We start from the raw sequence: 22,428 nt of genomic DNA, 5'->3' as shown, positions 1-22,428 counted from the left end.
CTATATCTTTAAAATTCTATTTAATTCAATTCCCATCTTATTTCATCCAAGAGTACTTCACCTGTTTTGCTTACTCCTTCAGCTTTGATGATGTTTTCTCCTTTTGTGAGTTGTATATTGTAAAGCCAATGATGTTCATTTACTCCTTCTAATTTCTTATCCACCAATACTCCATTTACATAAAGTTTAACTGCATCAAGATTGGTAAAAAGCTGCACCTCAGTATTTGAAGCTGTACGTTTATTATCTCTTCTATTAGCCAGATAAATCATGGGGGCGGGGTTCCAATTGACCTTATACCAATAGAAACTATCCTTTTTTCGGTTTCTATCAAAAGTGATCAAACCTTTTAGGTTTCGGGCATTTACCCCTCCTCTATTCCACATGGGGACTGCAAACTCAAACATGTTCCATAAATAAGAAGCCGTAATATAAGGGTGATCTTCAATGATAGCCCATTGCTGGATATGGGTTTCTGTCTGGTAATTTTCCGGAAAGAACTTCCCACTAACAGGGTTTCTGTTCTCAGGTAACTTTTCAGCTCCCTGATCCATATTACCATCTGCCCCATATTCAGTTAGCATTACAATATGATTGGGATATTCATTTTCCAATCTATTTACCCATTGCTCCAGATCACCTATCTCTCCCTCATACCAACCATAATAACGGTTCATCCCTTGCACATCCCCGGCAAGATTGGCTGGCCGATCCATTTCTCCATAACCACTTACCGCTCCCGTAAGTCGATTGGGGTCATTGGTTTTGGCAATATCATTCAGCTCTCTTGATAAAACTGCTACATGCTCATCAGGTGTCTTTGAATATACTTCATTATGAATGCCCCATATATATATCGAGGGATGATTGAAGTTTTGTCGGATCAGTTCGGTCATTTGCTGTTTGGCATTCTCAGTCTCTTCACCTGAACTTCTATTGACAAAGGGAATTTCAGCCCAAATCAAAAAACCTAGGCTATCTGCTAAAGCATACATATCTTCTGCCTGCTGATAATGGGCCAGTCTGATGGTCGTGGCACCTATTTCCTTAATCAGCATCATATCTTCCAAATGTTGGGCGTGGGTCAAAGCATTCCCATAAGTCCAACGATCCTGATGACGGGTCACCCCGTACATCGGATAGGGTCGATCATTTAAGAATAGCCCTTCTCCTGCTCTTACCTCTACCTTTCTAAGACCCAATGGCTGGGTCACAGTATCTAGGACTTTGCCATTATCGACCAAAGAAACCGTTACGGAATAGAGATAGGGATCTTTTACCCCTTGCCATAGGTGGGGTCTTTTGAGGACAAGCTCCTGCTCATGCAGTGTTTCTCCTTGTGGGCTAATTGACACCTTTTCTGAGGCCTTCTTTACCGACTTTCCTTCTGCGTCTTTTATTTCTGTCACCAACTCCATTGACCTTATCTCTTTGCCTTGGTTTTCCAATTTGGCTTTGATCTTGACATGGGCTTGCCGGGCGGAGACATTGTTTTGAGCGATGTAAATACCTGATGAAGCGTGGTCAGTAACTTTTATATTCACCTTATCCGTAACAATCAGGGAAACTGGTCTATAAATCCCTCCATATAATGGAAACAAAAAATGATTAATCGGAATAACATCTGGCCTGGCCACATTGTTTGCTTTGACCAAAATGCTATTTTCTTTACCATAGTTGACTGAATGGGTCAGCTCCAATGCAAAAGCAGAAAAGCTGCCCTTGTGCTCTCCCAAAAATCGACCATTGACATAAACCTCTGCTACTGAACCTACCCCTTCAAACCGTATAAACAAGCGCCTATCACGCAAAGAATCGGCTACAAAAAAATCTTTTTTATAAAAACCATCTCCGGTATAAAAGTCCTTGCCCAATTGCATGTCCTCTCTGTTATAGGTGTGAGGTACAGTGATATTTTCCCATTTTTCGTCCAAAAAGCCAATATCTTTCTGATAATCATTCGCCCCCTTTTTGAATCGCCATCCGGCATTAAAGGGCAGCTCATTCCTACCTTGTGCATTTCCTTGATTCACAAAACAGCATAGTAGAGTTGCTGTAAGAAGCCAAAGATAGGTGATCTTAATATGCCAACTCGTGCTCCAAGTTATAGTGCTATTTTTAAAACAATTCATTTTTACTTGTCTTTAACAAAAAGCTTCTGGGAAAGAAAACCTTTTCCAGAAGCCAAAATATCTCCTATTGCTTTTATTTAATTGATTACTGTAAACTCACGATTATTGAAGATGCTTTATCATTAAAGGAGCTCAAAAAGCTTATGTTTCCAGGACCGGCCACATAGCTATCTCCAGTAAAATTATCCCCATCAAACAAAGTGACCTCATAGCCTAAAGGCACTTTAATCGAACTAATGTCATTGTTCACTCCACCAAGAGCTTCTAAATCGGCTGTGGTATAAGAACCTTCAGAAAGGTTTAGTCCCCAACCATTGTAACTCGAATGCTGGAACACCCCCACCCCTTCTGGCAAGGTAAATTCACCATTAACATAGCTAAAGGAATAGCCATGCGTTTTGATGGTTCCGTTTTCCATAAGCAATTTAATTTTCAACTCATAAGGCCAATCCCCATAATCCTGAATTTCAGACATGGGGATATCCACCTCAAAGGAATTTTGATTTTTATTGGCCACCCAAGAGACTGAGTTATAATCCTTATTAGTTCCAGACCCCTCTCCATTTACATTAGGATCTACCCAAACCAACACATCACTCACCGTCTTGTCACTGGTAAAAGATCCTGTCAGTTCAATTATATCATTGGTATCATCATAACTTAAAACCGGATTCATTATGGTACTGGCAGATCCATAAATATCCGATACTGGCGAAGATTGAAAAATCTGGTTCCTGTTCAAAATAGAAGCATCTGCCAATGGGATAAAAGTGGCTGTTCTACCCCAAGTATAATTTCCTGACCCCATCAACGATGTACCCAAAGTTTGCTGATCTGATGCCTTCGCTTTATTATGGGCTAAATTCAAACCATGTCCCAGTTCATGAAGCATCCCTGCAATAAGATTGGATGAAGTATTAGGTATTTCTTCCACACTTATATTGGGATTATCGACAGCAAAACAAGATCTTCCCCATCCATAAAATGGCTGGCTTCCACCATCAGTTCTTTGAGGTAGAATGATCAAACTATGCTGACTTGTAAAGTCTTCCGGATGTGTAGCTTTATAGGCATCAATCTCGCTAATGATTGCACTTCCGCTTCCGTAGTCATAAGTAGCTTGATCTTCCGTTCCATAGATAAGGACCAGCTTTACCTGATTTGTGGCTGAGTCCAATGGCAAGCCAAATGTTTTCTTTCCAAATCCATTTCTATCCATTTCATCTTCGATAAAATCCTGAAAAGTAATTAACAAATCATTTAGCCTTTCTTGATAACCAGGCACTTCTGGATTATCATTTGGTACAAAATAGACTATGTTAAGATTCTCTTGATGAGTCACAAAATTTGGTACTTCCTCCTCTATTTGAGGGACATTTGGCACTTCGTTACAAGAAAAAACTATTCCCAGTATTACCAAAGTCAGTAATACTCGGGAATTTGATTTCAAAAGGTTTTTCATAATTATGGGTTGTATTTAGTGGTTAGTTATTCTTTAATGGCAATAGGAGATTAGGGAAGAGCTATATTAGCTCTTCCTTATAGATTACCATCATAAAATTCAGTAATTGGTTCAGTGATGAAATCTTAGTTAGCCTCCCAGCCTGGGTTTTGGTCCAAGTTGGGGTTCAATACCAAGTCTTCAATTGGAATTGGAAACAAATATTGCTTCTCCTCATCAAAAGCCCTTCCATTTGGAAGTGTCTCAAAATAAGGCAAGATATACCCTTCTTCGCTCAAGAAAACATCTTTACCAATTTCCACTCCCGGGAATTGGTCTTGGACAAACTTGATTCCTTCTACCGGTATCTCGAGGAAGCGCCCTGCTTTCCAACGCATCAAATCATCCCATCTAAAGCTCTCAAAGGCTAGTTCCACGCGGCGTTCTCTTCGAATTTCCCGCAATACAGGCTCAGGCATGTAGCTACAATAAGTAGCGTAATTTGATTCCATTATAGGGTCTGACGGAATGGCTCCCATGACCAATGGAGGCATATTTACCCTTGCCCTGATCAAGTTTATGGTTTCATCCAATACCGTTTGATTGAGTTCACCAAGTTCATATTTGGCTTCAGCATAGTTCAACAAGGTCTCGGCATATCTAAAAACAATTGCTGCTTGCATTCCATTGGTTACCCTATCCCAATCAGTTGGGTCATTTAAGAACCATTTTGCCACCCTGTAACCTGTTGGACATTGGTTACCACTAAGGCCAGGAATATTTGGGTACGGGGCATTATTAGCTCCCTGCACACCTGCCTGTAAATTATAAGTTCCAAAATTGGCAATAGTTTGACTCAATCGGGGGTCACGGTTAGTCATTTCCTCCTGAATCGTTTCTTTCCCCATGAACAAATCACTTTCAGAAATTGGCTGTCCATCCACACAGAGGTATTCGTCAACTAATGACCTGGTAGCTCCATGTCTATGGCGGAGATTCTGAGCATAGTATCGACTAAAAGCCACTCCTAGGTTCAGGTCTGCAGCGTATTCTTTCCACAGAATCACCTCTGGATTCCCATCATAACTATAGGTAGCAAATAACTCATTGTAGTCATTCTCAATATCACCCGTACTGTAAAGGTTATAAGTCCCATCCATAAGCTGTTCTGATGCAGCTACTGCTTCCTGCAAAAATTCAGTTCCATCAAGCCCTAACTCGGAATGGTACTTTCTGTAAGTTCCCTCATAAAGACATATTCTACTCTTAAGGTGTAATGCCATGTCCTTATTCAAACGATCTGTTTTTTCAGAGCCTTTTTCTGGTAAATAAGCAATTGCTTTATCCAAGATATAGATCACTGAATCCATTACTTCCTCCCTAGGAGTTCTTGGTGCCAGTAACTCTGGTGAGTTGGTTTGAACTACGTGTGTCAACCAAGGCACATCTCCAAATGTTTTGACTTTTTTGAAATAATCCCATGCTTTAAAGAAATAAATCTCACCAGCATAGACATTGCGAACCTCAGTAGCTACATCCCCTCTCTGGTAATTATCCAAGAAATAATTCAAATCTCTGATATTACTCCAATTCCATCCGCCACTACCACTACCACCAGATATATGGCCGTTGTATTGATCAGCGGCAACCTTTGAATAGGTCTGAGGGGCCCCATTATCTGAAATGACATCTCCATAGGCAATGGCTTCATTGTAGCCATAAGGAGAAACGGTACTCGTTCCCCAACCAGAACCAAAACCCGTGATATAGGTAGAATAGAAACTATTACAATAGAGCTCCAAATCCTGTTCGGTTTTCCAAAAATTTTCATCACTGATTTGATCCAGTGGGTATCTTTCCATAAACTCATCATTACAGCTTGAAAGAAATACTGTAAGACAAGCTATTGCTATATATATTTTATTCATGATGGTGACTTGTTAAAATTAAAATGAGATTTGTAAGCCTACAGCCATAGATCGAAGCATTGGATAGGTTCCACTCAATACTTCTGGATCAAATGTATCAGGCACGCTGGTCGCTTCCCATATATTATATGCAGAAGTGTAAACCCTTACTTTATCCAAGCTAATTCGCTCTGTCAAATAAGCAGGCAAGGTATAGCCTAGTGTCACATTTTTTAGTCGAACATAAGATGCATCCTGCAAATACCTTGTTTGGGTTTGTCTATTGGATCCACTAGAGCGATAAGCAGGAAAATAGGCATCTGTTCTCTCTGGTGTCCAAGAGTTATTATACACTTCGTAAGTTCCAGTACCGCCAGCTATACCGCCCCAGAAAAGGTTATTGCCTATCCATACATCCCTTTTCCCTACTCCTTGGAAGAAGATATTTAGGTCAAAGCCTTTCCAAAATGCATTCATGTTTAATCCAAACTGATATTTCGGCGTGCTATTACCAATAATCCTTCTGTCTCCGGAATCATCTACTGTACTTGCTCCAGGTCCCACTTCTCCATCATCATTTAGGTCTGCATATTGGACATCCCCTGGATACCACAAGCCAGAATTGATCAGTTCTTGGCTTGGTGCATTGTCGATTTGCTCTTGGGTTTGAAACAAACCTACTGTTTCATATCCCCAAATCTCACCCATCGTCTGTCCTACATAAAGCCCACTAAGAAGATTATTAGGGTTTCCGTCAAACTTTGTGATTTCACTGGTATAGTCAGATAGGTTCAAGGCTATATCATATCGAAAACCATTTTTCAATTGGTCTCTCCACTTGGCTGTCACTTCCCAACCTGTGGTCTGCATTTCCCCTGAATTCTTGGTAGGAGCACTTGTCCCCAACACTGCTGGAAATTTATCCCCGTTTACCAAAATATCTGATGTAGTTCTTTGGTACCAATCAAAGGAGAAGTCCAGCTTATTGAACATGGCTACATCAAATCCAAAATCAATTGTTGTTGCTGTCTCCCAAGTCAAATTAGCATCCACTAAACCTGGAGGGGTGATTCCCACGGGACGGTTCCCATCAAAAATATAGCCCACTTGTGCCGTTGTACCATAGGATGGGATATAGATATAATTGCTTACATTCTGATTTCCAAGGCTACCGTAAGAAGCCCTAAGTTTTAGCTCATTAACCGCTGGCTTTATGGCAGACGCCCAGTCTTCCTCTGAAATCCTCCATGCTCCGGACAAAGAGGGGAAAAACTTAAAGCGGCTATCTGTCGGAAAACGTGAGGTTCCATCGTATCTACCGTTTGACTCCAAAAGGTATCGGTTGTCATAGTTATAAGTAAACCTATAAAAAGCACCCCTTATCGCCCATTCTGACTCACTGTCATAGGCATATTCATTTCCAAGTGTTTGACTGATGACCGGTACATTGGCTGTCAGCAATTGTTCTCCTCTTCCTCCCAAGTACTCATACCTATAGGATTCTTGGTTAAAGCCTCCCAATAAGTAAAATTCATGTTTGTCCACAGCCAAGGAGTAATCAGAAAACACATTAATGGTGTATTGGTCGGAATGTTGACTCCATCTTTGGACTGAACTTGGATTGGTATGTACTGTTGTGGGGGCATCCCATCTATTTTCAATTCTCTCTAATTCCGGGATAATTTGCTTTCTCCGGAAGTTGTAGGATTTGTAAGAAATATTGGCTTTCAAATCCCAGCCTTTCAGCAAGTGTACTGTTGGTGCAAGTCCCAATAGTATATGCTCTTTGGTTTCGTCATTTCTGGACCCATAGTCCATAAATGATAAGATATTGTCAGTGTACATCTCTCCTACTGGAGACGATTCCGGAGTCAACATAGGCATATTTACATTCCTGCCAGGCTCTTGGGACATGGCTGTCCACCATCCTCCTTTTCCGGCAGGACTAACCGGCTCCGTATAATTTGATTGGCTATATGATGACCTAAAGTCCACAGAGAACCAATCCGAAACCTCATTGGTCACATTTAGCATCATGTTATAACGTTTAAATTGATCGGTATTGATCTTATAGAGACCTTCTTGCCCTTGATACCCTAAGGAAGCATAGTAGGAGCTTTTCTTAGTTCCTCCAGAAAGATTAAGGTTATGCTTTTGCATTGGTGTGTAATCTTTAAGGGCCTGCTCATAAGGGCGGGTATTACCAACCCATATAATATTGTCACCTGCATCCATGTAGTAAGGCAACTCAGCATCAGGGTTAGCCATATACCTTTCAATATTTTCCAATTTTTCGTACATGTCAGAAGAAGGCGTTTGGTTTTGAAGCTCCACCGCCTTGATCGCCGCTTCTTGTATGGTCCTGGCATCCAAAAGGTCCGGTACTGCAGAAGGCTTGTTCCACTGGAAAGCATTAGAATAAGTAATCTTGGTTCCTTCTGTTTTAGAACCTTTTTTAGTTGTAATAAGCATGACGCCGTAGGCGGCCCTGGCTCCATAAATCGCTGCAGATGCTGCATCCTTCAAAACCGATACACTTTCAATATCCTCAGGATTGAGCTGATTGATGTCCATTTCTACCCCATCCACCAATATGAGTGGACTTCCTGTCTGGAAAGAACCTCCCGAGAAAGAAGTTCCACCACGTACATTAAAAGAAGGAACTGTATTAGGACTACCATTTGAAATACCAACATTCAGGTTGGCAATGGTCCCTTGCAATGCTTGGCCAATATTTGCTACTGGTCGGTTTTCCAGCATTTCTGACGTCACTTGGCTCACAGCTCCGGTTAGGTTTACTTTCTTTTGGGTACCATATCCAACTACGACCACTTCATCTAATGCCTTGGTATCTTCCTCCAGTATTACATTAATCTTTGTTTGATCGCCAACAGTTACTTCTGTTGTTTTATAGCCAATAGAGCTGATTACCAGCACAGCACTACCATCTGGAACCTCGATGGAGAATCTCCCATCAATATCCGTAACCGTTCCCGAGTTACCTCCCTTTAATCGAACAGTGACACCTGGAATCCCCTGAGGTTCATTTACTGAAGTAATTTGGCCAGTCACCGTTTGGGCCACTTTAATTATCTCATGGTTTTCACTTACTTGCCTGTTATTGACATTGATTACATAGTTGATCTGTCTGAATTTTAAATCCGCATCTTTCGAAATTTCACGTAATACATCCGTCAGGGATCCGTTTTCTTTATCAAGGCTCAGCGTTTTGGTCATGTCTATTATTTTTTCATCATAGAAAAAATGAAAGTCAGTCTTTGACTCGATCTCCTTAAAAACATCCATCAAAGTACTGTTTTGCTTGTGTAGAGAAATAAAGACCTTATCCATATCCAGCCCTCCTTGCGCCTTAATGGTAGCATTTGCCATTTGACTTCCGCCGATGATCAAAATCAACAGAAGGCTAAATGCACTCTTCCAAAGTCGACTTTTAGTCTTTGGTACATTTTGTTTCATAGTATCAGTGGTTATAGTTTAAATATTTGATTGTTATTTATTTTACAGTGATGAGTACTTGATGGTCATTGATCTGATATGAAATACCTCTAGCATATTTCACCCCCTCCAGTACGTTTTCTAAGCTTTCATTTTGAAACACCCCATTAACTTTCCAAGTATCAGTAGTATTTCCTTCTACCTTAATTTCCACATCATACCACCTTTCCAACTTAGTGATCAAAGTCTCCATCGTGGCTTGCTTGAACACCAACTTACCATCAATCCAACCCATCATTTGCTCAGCATCAAATTGACCTTTTATTGAAGAATCAAATTCTTTTTTGACAGTGATCATCTCCCCTGGCCTTAAATATTGTGGAATAGTAGGCTGTTCAGTAAAAGCGGGATAAACAGAAACCAAACCGCGCTGGAGCGCTATACTTATTGGCGTTTCTGGATATGCTTGCACGTTAAAAGCCGTCCCATGAACCTCTGTAATGATTTCACCAGATCTCACTAAAAATTTACGTTTGGCGTCATGGGTGACGTCAAAATATGCCTCCCCTTCTAGAAAGATTTCCCTTGAACCTTCTCCAAAATGTTCCGGATAACTGATTTCACTTTCCGCATTCAACACCACCTTTGTTTTATCTGGAAGGAAAAAGCTCGTTTTTTGACCCTTTAGATTTCTTTTGGTTATAAATGCAGTCTGCTGGATTACCTCATTGCTATTCTCAATAGAAAATTCAGAAAATAAGAAAGTAGCCATCAATACAAGCACCAAACAAGCTGCTGCAACCCGGTAAAGAGCGGGAAGCATGGCAATGATCAATGGCTTTTTACTCCTGCCCACTTCATAATGCTGACTTGGCGTATTCTTTAGGATCAGGTCTAACAGCGCTTCTTTTCTTTCCCCTATTTTGGCCTCTTCCTTAAAATTAATTCTTAACACCACCGCCTTTGCCTGGTCAAACTCTTCTTGACTCTCAGGATGGTTTCTCAACCATTTTTGCCAAAAGGCATCACTTTCCTCAGTTGGATTATTGACCCAATTGATAAAGTATTTATTGGATAAAAAATATTCGATATTGTATTTGCCTTCCTTCAATTTTACTTGTCCTTTTTCCTATAGACAAGCGAATTCTAAAAATGACATCACATTGAAATGAAAAAAAATAAAAAAAGTTTAATCTTAAATTAATACGATTGCTCTCTATTCCCTGTCATGTTTCATGATGGCCAGCATAAAATGATTAACACAAAAACTTTTTTGAGGCTTTTGATAATTTTATAAATCATGTTCCTGGCTGATTTCACATGATCATAGCCCATCATTTTTTGGACTTCCTCATAACTCATCCCTTTATAGAAAAAATAATAAACGGCTTCTCTCTGCTTATCGTTTAGCCCACTCAAAGCTTGATCAAGTCTGGTCAATTTATCTTTTTGAGATTGGTTGATGATCAGTAAAGATTCATGAGGAGGTATCACTTCAAAAGGGTGCTGTGACAAATCATCAGATAGTACAGCTCTCTTTTTCTTCAATACATTAAGAATTCTTCTCTTTAAGGCCTGAAAGAGAAACAGCCTTATTGAATGCTTAATATCTGGCATCTTTGTCCGTTTCCTTCTTAGGTCCACAAACATGTCCTGCACACAATCCTCCACAACAGGTAACCGAGCATACTGTACCCCAAAATTGCACAAATCTTCAAAGTAAGCGTTATAGATCTGAACAAATGCACTTTCATCCCCATCTTTAAACTTACTCCAAAGCTCAGCATCACTCAAACGCCTAAATTCCTCCTTATTATTTGAAAGAGTTTTGGAAGGAGCGAGAGCATCTATTAAAGCTTTTGGATCAGATAAGCTCATTGATCTATTTTTTGTTGAGGCAAATTAAATTGAAGCTCTAATCATGTAACAGGTAAGTAGCAATCAAACCATTCAATAATTCTATTGATCCTGAATATATAAAACGAAAATTTAAAGAAACAAAACGAAATTAAAATATGATAATATATGCATAATATTCGTCAAAATAATATATAACTCAAGCATATTCTTTCAAAATCTATGCATTTGCCCTAAATACACATCTTCCCATTAACATCGGTCCCTCGCGCTAAGTAATTACTCTACATATTTGCCAACATTCCATCATTTTTGGCAAGCAGAAAAACAGACCGGCTTCCTTCGAGAACTGCCCTTTGTAAATTGCCCGAAACAAAACCACATCAAAATGAAACACATTAAACACTTACTCTTGGCGTTCGCTCTATTAGCTCCTTTCTTCACCCAAGCTCAGGTATCAGAGGATGATGAACTTCAACTGATTCAGGCCGAATTTGGCATGGATAAAAAGAAACTGATCGATGCCTACATGGATCTTCCTGAATCTGTCTCGCCATCTTTCTGGACTATTTATCAAGCCTATGAAGAGGACAGAAAGGCTATCGCTCGGGAGCGCATTATGTTAATGGAGGAATACCTGGAAAAATACGAAGCCCTCGATGAAGAAACGGCAGATGATTTGGCCAAAAGAACCCTTCAAAACACCCTTAAAAGAGACAAGCTACATGCCAGCTACTATAAGAAATTCAAAAAAGCCACTTCCGCCATTGATGCCGCAAAATTCTTACAATTAGACGACTACATCCATTCCACCATTAGGAGTGCCATGCAAGAGGAACTACCCTTTATAGGTGAAATAAGGTAAAGCACATTTGTACAACTTATCCTCTAAAACGGACTCTCTCCAACCAGCTATAATTTGAAACTTAAGATTCCAATTCTTTTGATCTTGTTCTTGATCAGTCAGCAGCTTTTGGGACAAGAAAAGTATAAACCATCTTTCAAGGACTCATTGGACGGTAAATTTGACATGAGTGATTGGGTCATCAATGCCAATGGTTTTGTCCCTTTCCCCAGCTTGATCACCGAGCCAGCTTTGGGTGGCTTCGGAGGCATGATGGGGTTGGCATTTTTGACACCTGTGGAAGGCGCTCCCCCTAACATTACGGCCGGACTTGGAGGATATACTGCCAATAATAGTTGGTTTTTGGGAGGCATCCAAACTAAAAACCTTACCGAGAAAGGCCTCAAACTAAGGTATGGCATTTTCTATTACCATATTAATATCTCATTATATAGAGACCTGCCCATTTTGGGGGAGAGAGAGTATGCCTTTACATTCAAAAGCCTTCCAGTTTTTATAGAGGCTACCAAAAAGATTGGAGAAAGCAACTTCTCATTAGGCCTGAACTATCGGTTTTCAAACACAAAAGCCTCCCCTCACTTTGACCAGCTCCCCGAGTCCATAGAACGTGAGGATTTCAAAGGAAACATCTCCAAAGTATCCCCTGTAATGATCTATGACACGAGGGACAATGTATTCTCTCCCAACAAGGGTACCATGTCCAGGGTGATGTTCTCCATTTCCAATGAATTTATCTTTAGTGACTTTAACTATACGGAATTGGAAGCAGGGCTTTACAAGTATGTCCCATTAAACCCCCATTGGGTATTGGGGATAAGGGCCGAATACCAACAGATTTTTAATGACCCTCCATTTTATGAGCTGCCCGGTATCGATCTCCGGGGTGTTCCTGCCGCAAGGTACCAAAACAACCAAATTGCACTTACTGAACTTGAAAACAGGTTTGATTTGAACCAAAGATGGAGTGTCATGGCCTTTGGAGGATTAGCGAAAGCATTTGATGGCTTCGAGGACTTCGGTGATGAAAAGCTAGTCTATAATGTAGGTTCAGGCTTTCGGTATCTTTTGGCCAGAAAATTCGGTTTGAGAATGGGAGTTGATGTAGCCAAAGGTCCTGACAACTGGGGATATTATATCGTTTTTGGAAGCAACTGGATTAGATAATGTGTAAATATTGTTATCTGTAATGATTCCAATAGCCTAAAATTCTCTGCTTAAGTAGTATATGATTTCTCAATCAAAACGATCATTTTGGTTCACTGTAAAATCTTTACATTTGCAGTTGTGAAAATAGATTTTAGGTTATTATCAATGCAAAGAGGTTGATGAAAACATCAACCTCTTCTATTTCAACCATTTTCAAGCTATTGCTCTTTAATGTCGTTTAATGGCCTTTTTGGTTTCAACAAAATCCTCTCCTATTATCATCAGGTAATACATACCATTTTTGAATCCACTAAGATTAATTTCATAAGTATTGGTATTTAGACCAGTTTCCTCCATCATCACTTCTCCTCTATGGTCGCGGATGATCAGGGAATGGAAAGGTAGATCCGTTTTGATAGTGGCCATACCTGCTAAAGGATTGGGATAAAGCAGCACTTTATTATTAGGCAAATCTTTTCCCTCCAAACCTTTGGGACTTTTTGCAGTTGGCGACTCTTCACTTGGAGTAGCTACTTCGCTTTCTACTTCTGAAACAAATGGAATTAATTGGGGCCTAAACTCTGCTGTCTCATGCTCCCTTGGCGCAAACCTTCCATCTATATCCCCTCCAAAAGCAGTTGAAGTAACTTTTACTGAAAGCCAACTGCCTACTGCAACTTCCTGTAATAAAGAGTCACTGATGGTCAGGTAAACATAGTTTCCTCCTCCAACACCCGGAACCTCCCCAAGCAATACATTTCCATTAGGCTTGGAGGCATAAGTAAGACCAGTTTCTGTCCAAGAAGTATCACTTACCGCATGGAACGCCCAATTGGTATTGGTCACATCTGTATTGGCACTTTGCACATACATTCTCAACTGGACACTATCCAACATGCTTGGCAATTCACTTAAGTCAAACTTCAGGTATGCCTCCCTCTCGTATGCCCCATTGGCCTGTTTTACATACAAATTTTGGGTTGGGTAGTTGGTGTTTTCATAAGTTCCTCCTCTTACAAACGCATCTGCCGTTGCTTCTACACCCAAAGGAATTACTACTTCAGGCTCCTCTGGTTCTTCTTCTGGTTCCGTACCATATGGAATCAATTGAGGTCTAAATTCCGGATTTGCATCCTCTCTAGGTGAAAACCTACCGTCCGTTTGACCTCCTAAAACTGTAGAGGTCATTTTTAGAGACAACCAATGACCTTCAGCTATTTCTTGCAGCAATGAATCCGTAATGGTTAAATGGATATAATTTCCAGTTGCAGCGCCCTGAACCTCCCCAATTTTGACACCAGCTACAGGTTTGGTCGCGTAGGTGATACCTGTCTCCGTCCAAGTAGTATCTGAAACCGAAAAGACTTCCCAAATGGTAGAAGTTACTTCTGTCCCTCCTGTGGTCACATACATCCTCAATTGTACGCTATCCAATTCACTGGGCAACTCACTTAGGTCAAACTTCATATAAGACTCTCGGTCATATGCCCCGTTACCATGCTTTACATATAAGTCTTGTGTTGGATAATTATTGTTCTCATATTCCCCTCCGCGCACAAAGGCATCTGCAACTGCCTCAATTCCAGTTGGTACAACTACCTCTTCCGCTTCTTTTATGATCAGCTGAGGCTTTTTATAAACATCCAGCTCTTCCCTGGAAGCAAATTGGCCATCGGTCTCTCCTCCCTGCACCGTAGAGATTATTTTGATTGAAAAAGTGCTATTTCCTGCTGACTTAGCCGCCAAAACCACATTTGAAACATCTAGCTGAACATAGCTGCCTGCAGGCATTCCCTGTACTTCTCCAATTTTTGTAACTCCAGCCGGTTTGTTTAAATAGGTGATCCCTGTTTCTGACCACGTACTGTCTTCCACCGAATAAAACTCCCAACTGGTATCCGTTACTGTAGTATTGGCGTATTTTACATGTAATCTTATCCAGACACTATCTGTATTGCTGGGAAGATCACTAATATCAAACTTAATATAGGATTCTCTATCATAGGTCCCATTCCCTTTTTTCACTACAAGTGTTCCCGTGGGAAAGTTATCCCCATCATAACTACCTCCTCTCACATAAGCATCCGCTATTGCAATTGACCCAAGGGGGATTTCTATCTCTTCATAATCGGGCGAACTATTGTCGATAGTTCCTGACACGGTACTTCCCGCCATTAAACCCGAAGGAAATTGCAGGTCCAACATTTTCATTCCATCAAACCCAGCTGCCTCAAGACCAATACGGGCTGAAATGCCAGAACTTTGAGTTGGTTCAGCAGCAAATACTTCAACCTCCCCAGAGGACACCCCCTTAAGTTGCAAAACCAAAGGTTTGTCCACCTTTACTTTTACACCTTCAGCTTCAAAAGCTCCTGCACTGTAAAAGACGAGCTGCCAGATATCCAAGCCAGCATGTTTCACCACTTGAACAGAGTCGGTATTGGCTAAAACAACGATATTGCTGGCATCATAACTGGACATAGCATCAGCATTGTTCATTCCAGGCACCACTATATATTCATAATTATCATTCGATGGCGACAGGCCGTGATCAATCCACAACTTAAATACATCTTTACTGATCGGATCATTATCAGAATAATAACTATGGTTGATATCATAAGAGTTGCCAGTCTGAACATCATTACTTAAGCGGATATTTCCACCTTGAGGAAACAGGTATGCTACCGAATCATGCCATACCCAATCCAAACCACTGCTATAATTATGAAGTCCTTCAGATAGAGTTTGTATTGTTCCTGATTCAGAAACCACCACATCTCCATCCAATAAGGATTGGTTCATGGTAGTGTTGATCTTTTGACTTGCTGAAGAGCTGATTCCTGCTCCCAGACATACGATCTCATCATCAAAGAAAAACCATGCCTTTTTGGCTTGGGTGCTGTAATCATTCATCGCAAAGACATTTGCGCCATATTTTCCATCAGAAACTCCTCCCACAAAGGTGGACTTACCTGGGTTGGTGCCCCATGGTGATCTAGTGGGGTAATTGGTAATTTCAGGAACAGTTGTTCCGGGAATTTTATTCCATTCCCAAGCTGGGAATATATTGTAATACTCATCACCATTCACAGCAATATAAGTAGCTCCTTCTGTCAAATAGGTTCCTTTCAAATTCTCTCCATTTCCCATTTCTGATTTCATTGTTCGTGTTGAAACAGTCCTGAGACCAAACATATAACCAGGCCGGTGATGAACTGCATAGTCAGTATTCCAATAGTTAAAATGCTCAGCTTGTACCCCAAAAGATGGAGCTTCACTTCCATTCATCCTACTGATCACAGTATCGTAAAAAGATGTATAAGCAGGTAGATCGAAAAGCTTCACTTTGCTTACCTGCGAAGTATTGGCCCTCCCGGTATTTGGCCTAGAAACCCCTCTTCCAAAGACATTAAAGTCCACGTATTTGCCTCTAGAAGTTTTGATAAATCCATTTCTTACAAAATTGGAGAAAATGGCAATTTTTTCAGGGGCTATCTCATACTGAGTTCCCGTAACGTAAATGGCTATATTCCTTATCCCTTGAATAAACTCCAATCCATACCCATAAATGTAAAGTTGCTGACCATGTGCAGCATAAGAACCATCCGCTTGAATGCCTTCTCCATTTGCTATCACAATAGATTCTCCAATAAAGTCAACAGCATTTTCCAATAAAGTTTGATTCTCCGTCAAACACCCTCGAATAATATAGTGCTGACCAACATCAGTTCTGTTGGAACCATTTTTCGATGGAGCATTATAAAGCGAAACGCCTTTGGTCATTACATTGATCAAATCACTCTCCAATGTTGGAGATATTCCCTCTTGAGACTTTCTGAAGCATACCAGCATCCTACCCACAGCATTGGGTATAGTAATTGTCCTGTAAAACCAATTGGTACTACTGGGCTGGGGACTAAGGTTCAACCAGTATTCCGAAGCTTTAATGATACGGGACTTAAGCAAACTATCGCCATAATAGGCGCTGCCTTCTCGAGAATAAGCTTTTGCCATCTCACTCAATCTGTTAAAATGGTAAGCAGGTTGCCAGGCTGTTTGGCTAGTTGAAGAATAATCTATGTTTGACCAATACCCAGCTGTATCCAAGGAATTCAACAAACTTCCCACGTTGGCGTCCAGGGAAGAAGTGGATGTACCAGATTGAAAATCATCAAAGACCTGATCAAGGATCAATTCAAAATCGGTTTGCTGCCGACCAAAGGACATCGTCGTCCAGCAGATTAGCGAAATCGCTAAAAGGTAAAATTTAGATTTCATAGTATATTGTTAAAGGTTAGTCCAATCTTTAAAACTTGACGTTTCTGATAAGGCCAAAAGACCTATCAGAGTATCAAAAAAATACCCCAAAGGGGCAATTAACTTTTAGATACTTCCTCTCAGAATACAGTCAAAAACGTTAGATAAAATATTCAAATATTTACCATAACTATCTGACTAATATAGTAATAATATCATATTTAACGGATTAATAAGTAAAATTTTATACTAATCACCATTTGTTATAGTAAAAAATACATATAAAATTACTGCTAAATCGATATTATGGTTCTAGAATTTCTTTAAAAAAGTAGAACTTCCTTACAAACCAATTTAATCTTTCGATTTAACCATAAGATACAATCTGTATAATCTAACTGGATGAAAAATTGGGCTGATGTATTAATAAATGAAATACCTTTTCTGTATTTCTGCCCTACTATTATTTTTCTTGAACAAAAAAATCCCCGAGACAAAGATCTCGGGGATTTTTACCTTACAAACCCTAATTAAAACCCATTAAATGATTGTAAAATTTTAACCCTACAATAATTTAGATGATAGCAAGTAACTCAAAAATAAGGGCAAATGCACTATGAAATTCAACCAATACCCATACTATTTTTGCATTTCATCCTAATCTTCAAGTTTTTTGACTCATACGTTGTTCATATCGCTATTGTCATTTAAAATCGCATTTTAATTTCCGAGCTTAATGAGCCAAGTTAAGTACTTGAAGATTAGTATTTTAAAGGTATGGTTATGACAAAAGAATTGTCTCCTTGCTTGGCTGCCAACCCTAACATGACTACTTGTCCATTTTCTTCATAGACAAAAGGGCGTTCAAGGCGATCAGGCTTAAGTATTGATCCGTCATCCATTTTCATCTCTTTTGGCATTACCTGGTACTCAGAAGCTTTTTTCCATTTCAATCCATCCTCAGAACTTACCAGACCGATAAATCCTTCTGGAGTATGGAATATTCCATAATACATTCCTCTGCTTTCATCATACCAAAGAGACATGTCCTCAGTATCGATGTAATCAATTACTGGATCAGGCTGAATCTCGTAAGGTCCATCAGGATGATCACTGATCGCCATAGCTTGATTCCGAATAAACCTGGTTTCGTTGGGCTTGTCCCCCTTGACAATCATATAAAATCTATCGTCTTTTCCTTGAGCAACTGCCGGGTTGACAGTAATGGTAGTAATTGGCCCTGATGGCTCTATTAATGGCTGGTTTTGTCTGGTCCAAGGTCCATCTAAGGATGTAGCCACAGCCACTCCTGTTCGTTGATTTGATCTGGCCACTTTCCTACCTGGGTGACTTAACCGGGAACGACTGATCTCCTTCAAGTCATCCTCATTATAATCCTTGTTTTCACCCAAATTTGTAGACACATAGTATAAGTAAAACTTCCCTTTAAATTGTTTAATTTTCGGGTTGTGTGCTGTAATCGCATCCCAATGGCCTTTACCCCTACCTTCCAGCACAGTTTCTTTGTATTCCCATGGACCCACCGGTTGGTCGGACACCGCGTGAGCTATTTCTGAGTATATCATCCAACCAGAAAATTGTGTGGATTTTGGCCATCTGGAATAAAAAAGATGGTATTTGCCATCTTCTCCTTTTATCACTGATCCACCCCAATTATAGTATCCTTCCGTTTTGAAGATATTTTCTTGTCCTACAGGCTGTATGTGTTTTGACAAACTCAGCGGGTCTTGGCCTTTACTGACAGAAAAACACAGTGTTAAAAGGGTCACGCTCAATAATGTAATCTTTAGTGCTTTATTGATCAAATCTATCTAATTTTTAGTTGTTACTACTTCTTAAACTAGTTGTATATTTTGAAAAATTATTGTTTTTAAATATTGGCAATTGAAAATGGTTTTTCCACCAATTAAGTCTGTTTCCTAGGCTTTACTCTTCATTTCTTTTCCTTAGATGAAAAGAAACGAAGCAAAGAAAAATCAAGACACAGCTAAAGCTTCTTCCCACAAGGCCACCCCCGTCCCGCAGCTGTGTCGACCTCCCCGCAATAATAACCTTTCAAAGTTATAAAGTCTTTAACTCACTAGTACTAGGAGGGGGATAATTAACAAGTACAGATGTCAATAATATCACTCAGGCTTTATTGCACCAATAAAATTGATTCCGTTTATTTCTTGTCCTAGAAAATCTGTCTTCATTTGTAAGCCTCTAACCAAACCAAAAGGATCTCCTTCTATTCTTTTTACTTCAATCCCTTGCTTTACCAAATTCGCGTTGGAAGGGATATAATCTGATGGTTTTTCTCCACCGGCATTTGCAAATTGGGGATTTCCATAGATCGGAGATTGGTCGTAAATCATGGCTTCTTTTGGCCAATTACCCTTATCATAGAAGAGATTATTTGCAAAAGTTACATGTTCTAAGCTGACATTGCCTTTTCCGTCATCAGGATTGTACTGATCTCCCAATACATATTTGCTTTCCCCCTCGATGCAGAAAATATTATTGGCGATCAAAATACCACTAGAATTATTCTCAATAGCTATTTTGGCCGTATGGTCTTTGCTTACATAGATGGTATTATTGTAGAAATAGGAATTAATAGGCCCCTTTCTGGCTTTCTTACCCTGATAGCCGCTCAACCAAAAAACTTTTCCTTCCTGAAAAGCATTCCCTACTCCTTTTTCCCGGTGTCCATCATTGACACTGATATTAAAGCGGTAGGAACAATTAAAATTATTCCCTAAAATTTCGCAAAAACCCCCAGCATTAAAAGCACTGAAATTGTACTGCATGACTACATTGTCACAATTAAAGTCAATATGAGCCCCAGCAGAATCTGCGGGCCCATTAGCATGCATAAATTGATTGTGCTCGATCATCACCTGAGAAGCCCCCCAAGTCCAAAGTCCGCTACCTCGACCCCACTTTCTGCTATCATCTGGACTTCCTGAGTATTGCACATTATTGTTCAAGACATGAACAAAACGCACCCCTGACATTTGAATACCAGGCCCACCAGGTCGAATCACTTCATTATTACTGATTTTGACTTGCTGAATATTATGATCTTTGCCTGTCAGCTTGATACCAGTGTGCGCTACATTTTCAACCTTACAATTACTGATCTTTACCTCTTGAATCATCAGCTCTGGGTTACTATTGATCACCCTGATCCCCCAGCCATAAGCTTGGGTTCCATTTGCCGTTTTTATTTCATTCTCACCTCTATTGATACCGGGGTTGGCAAAGAAAACATCATGAATATAAACGTTATCAATTTCGATGCCCTGTACTTTTTCAGCTTCTTGATTCGTTACCAAAATCCCACATCTCATTTTTGCATTTTGCTCGATATTTTGATCATATCCATCTGCCTTGATTTCAAGACCAATAATGTTTATCCATGAACAATCCTTTAGTAAAACACCAGCATCTTCACTCTTTGCATCGATCACAGCCCGTAAACTCTCTCCCCCATTCCAAGCGTAAGACTGAAAAGTAATAGGAGCACTTTTCATCCCTTTCACGTCATTTAGGCTTATGGCACCTAGAAACACTTCTCCCGAAGCCAATAAAACCCGGTCACCGGCTTCTAGTTTTAAATGATTGACCTTATCAAGACTTTGGAAAGCTGCCGATTGGCTTAACCCAGTATTAGTATCCTTTCCTTTTGTGGGATGGACATAATAATCTTTGGCATGTCCTCCCCAGCATATGGCCAAGAACAAAACATGCAATACACTGATTATAAACAGCTTTCTTTTCATCTTATCAATTTTCGAATTTATAAATATTTTATTCGCTTTAGTCGATCCACCAAAGCTGCTTCCACTTCTTTTCACCATCATTTTCCTGAGCCACCCCAGGTGTACTTCTGCCTTCAACAACATATTTGGTCAGAAGATCCTGAAGCTCCTGTACTTTTTCTGGATATTTCGCTTCAAGGTTACTGGTTTCTGAAGGGTCTTCTTTCATGTTGTACAGCTGAACAGGTGGCAAGGAATCCATTTCCGCGACGTCCTGAGGAGTTGGGTAGCTCCATCCACCTGAACCTCCACACATAAGCAGTTTCCAATCTCCCTTTCGAATCGCAAAAGAGCCATTCACTGAATGATGGACTGTTGCTTCACGAAAATCTTCTTTTAAAGTCTCTCCTTTGAGAAGAGGAAGCATATTATAGCTGTCCTCGCCTTCATTGTCTTTCAATTTATAATCGACCAAGGCCGCACAAGTGGCTAACAAATCAGTAGTGCAGATGGTCTGATCGCTGACACTTCCTGCTTTGACCGTCTTTGGCCACTTGACTATAAAAGGCACTCGATGACCACCTTCGTAAATATCCGCCTTATGCCCTCGGTAAATTCCACTTGGGTGATGCCCTGCTTCAATCAATTCATCAATTTTGGAAGCTGGGGCACAGCCATTGTCTGTTACAAATATGATCATGGTGTCATCTTCTACTCCCGATTCATTTACCGCGGAAATCAACTGTCCCATGTAATCATCAATCATCATCACAAAATCACCATAGGGGTTCAACCCGCTTTTGCCTTGCCATTTTTCTGACGGAAGAATTGGAGAGTGTGGGGAAGGGAGCGCCAAATAAAGGAAAAAAGGCTGATCTGTCTTTGCCCTCTCTTGCACATATGAAATCGCTCTTCTGAAGAAATTAGGCGTTACATCTTCATGCTTAAAATCAGGTGCTGTCATCCCTTTTCTCCACCAACCATACTTGTCTTTGCTTTCTGTCGAGTCGGTGGGAATTGCTGTCACCTTTCCATTTTCAACATATACATAAGGTGGAATATCCAATGAAGCGACATGTCCATAAGCATAGTCAAAACCATTATCATTTGGATTATGGGTTACTTCTTTGCTAAAGTCTATATTTCCTTGCTCATCATGTCCCCAGTTCCAACCCAAATGCCACTTTCCCAAATAAGCGGTATGGTAGCCATGGTCCTTCAGCAGAGAGGGTACTGTAGTTCTTGCAGTGTCTATCAAACCTTTATCATCACTCCACAAGACTCCTTCTTTCAACCTAGAACGCCAGTTATAACGTCCAGTTAAAATGCTGTATCGCGTGGGCGTACAGACAGCAGATGATGTATGGGCATCTGTGAAACGCATCCCATCTGCAGCCATTTGATCAAGGTTTGGTGTGGCTATTTTCCCTTCAGGGTAAAATGCTTGAATATCACCAATGCCCATGTCATCGGCCAACACATAAATAATATTTGGTCGTTTGGGTTCTTCACGCTGGCTTTTTTCAGCACATGAAAATTGAAGTAAACAGCAGCCAACAAAAACTGCTTTTAAAAGGTTTAAGGGTATAAATCTCAT

12 protein-coding genes are annotated in these 22,428 nt (G+C 40.2%); 2 read left to right on the top strand and 10 right to left on the bottom strand.

Annotated elements, in window-relative coordinates; genetic code table 11:
* Positions 1 to 20: 20 nt before the first annotated feature.
* The 6 genes from JL001_RS10510 to JL001_RS10485 all read right to left on the bottom strand — a co-directional run bounded on the left by JL001_RS10510 (position 21) and on the right by JL001_RS10485 (position 10,814).
* The gene (locus JL001_RS10510) at positions 21 to 2,033 is read right to left on the bottom strand and encodes a glycoside hydrolase family 2 protein (protein ID WP_236252773.1); all 2,013 of its coding nucleotides are present in this window, start codon (positions 2,031 to 2,033) and stop codon (positions 21 to 23) included.
* 184 nt (positions 2,034 to 2,217) lie between these two features.
* Positions 2,218 to 3,594, bottom strand: a complete 1,377-nt coding sequence (locus JL001_RS10505; protein WP_200976039.1) for a hypothetical protein — start codon at positions 3,592 to 3,594, stop codon at positions 2,218 to 2,220.
* Between the two features lie 125 nt (positions 3,595 to 3,719).
* Positions 3,720 to 5,501 (bottom strand): RagB/SusD family nutrient uptake outer membrane protein, encoded by a 1,782-nt coding sequence (locus JL001_RS10500; protein ID WP_200976038.1) that lies wholly within the window; start codon positions 5,499 to 5,501, stop codon positions 3,720 to 3,722.
* A gap of 18 nt (positions 5,502 to 5,519) precedes the next feature.
* Positions 5,520 to 8,957: a TonB-dependent receptor gene (locus JL001_RS10495; RefSeq protein WP_200976037.1), complete on the bottom strand. Its 3,438-nt coding sequence runs from the start codon at positions 8,955 to 8,957 to the stop codon at positions 5,520 to 5,522.
* Positions 8,958 to 8,994: 37 nt separating this feature from the next.
* Positions 8,995 to 10,047, bottom strand: a complete 1,053-nt coding sequence (locus JL001_RS10490; RefSeq protein ID WP_200976036.1) for a FecR family protein — start codon at positions 10,045 to 10,047, stop codon at positions 8,995 to 8,997.
* 122 nt (positions 10,048 to 10,169) lie between these two features.
* Positions 10,170 to 10,814, bottom strand: a complete 645-nt coding sequence (locus JL001_RS10485) for an RNA polymerase sigma factor (RefSeq protein ID WP_200976035.1) — start codon at positions 10,812 to 10,814, stop codon at positions 10,170 to 10,172.
* A 367-nt stretch (positions 10,815 to 11,181) separates the two neighbouring features.
* Between JL001_RS10485 and JL001_RS10480 the strand changes: the two genes are divergently transcribed.
* Together JL001_RS10480 and JL001_RS10475 are read left to right on the top strand one after the other, a co-directional pair.
* The gene (locus tag JL001_RS10480; RefSeq protein ID WP_200976034.1) at positions 11,182 to 11,658 is read left to right on the top strand and encodes a hypothetical protein; all 477 of its coding nucleotides are present in this window, start codon (positions 11,182 to 11,184) and stop codon (positions 11,656 to 11,658) included.
* A gap of 54 nt (positions 11,659 to 11,712) precedes the next feature.
* The gene (locus JL001_RS10475; protein WP_200976033.1) at positions 11,713 to 12,822 is read left to right on the top strand and encodes a BamA/TamA family outer membrane protein; all 1,110 of its coding nucleotides are present in this window, start codon (positions 11,713 to 11,715) and stop codon (positions 12,820 to 12,822) included.
* Between the two features lie 210 nt (positions 12,823 to 13,032).
* On the opposite strand, the gene JL001_RS10470 is transcribed toward JL001_RS10475, so the two are convergent.
* From JL001_RS10470 to JL001_RS10455, 4 genes are all read right to left on the bottom strand, one after another.
* A complete protein-coding gene (locus tag JL001_RS10470) occupies positions 13,033 to 17,085 on the bottom strand; it encodes a polysaccharide lyase family 8 super-sandwich domain-containing protein (RefSeq protein ID WP_200976032.1) in 4,053 nt (1,350 codons plus the stop codon).
* Between the two features lie 740 nt (positions 17,086 to 17,825).
* Positions 17,826 to 18,800, bottom strand: coding sequence for a glycoside hydrolase family protein (locus tag JL001_RS10465; protein ID WP_236252772.1), 975 nt, complete (start codon positions 18,798 to 18,800; stop codon positions 17,826 to 17,828).
* Positions 18,801 to 19,211: 411 nt separating this feature from the next.
* The gene (locus JL001_RS10460) at positions 19,212 to 20,852 is read right to left on the bottom strand and encodes a right-handed parallel beta-helix repeat-containing protein (protein ID WP_200976031.1); all 1,641 of its coding nucleotides are present in this window, start codon (positions 20,850 to 20,852) and stop codon (positions 19,212 to 19,214) included.
* 37 nt (positions 20,853 to 20,889) lie between these two features.
* Complete coding sequence (locus JL001_RS10455) at positions 20,890 to 22,428, bottom strand: arylsulfatase (protein WP_200976030.1); 1,539 nt, start codon at positions 22,426 to 22,428, stop codon at positions 20,890 to 20,892.

Origin of the sequence: Echinicola sp. 20G (genome assembly GCF_015533855.1) — a bacterium.
Taxonomy (GTDB): domain Bacteria; phylum Bacteroidota; class Bacteroidia; order Cytophagales; family Cyclobacteriaceae; genus Echinicola.
Note: the sequence above shows the minus strand (reverse complement) of the source record. Positions and strands in the feature narration are given on the sequence as shown.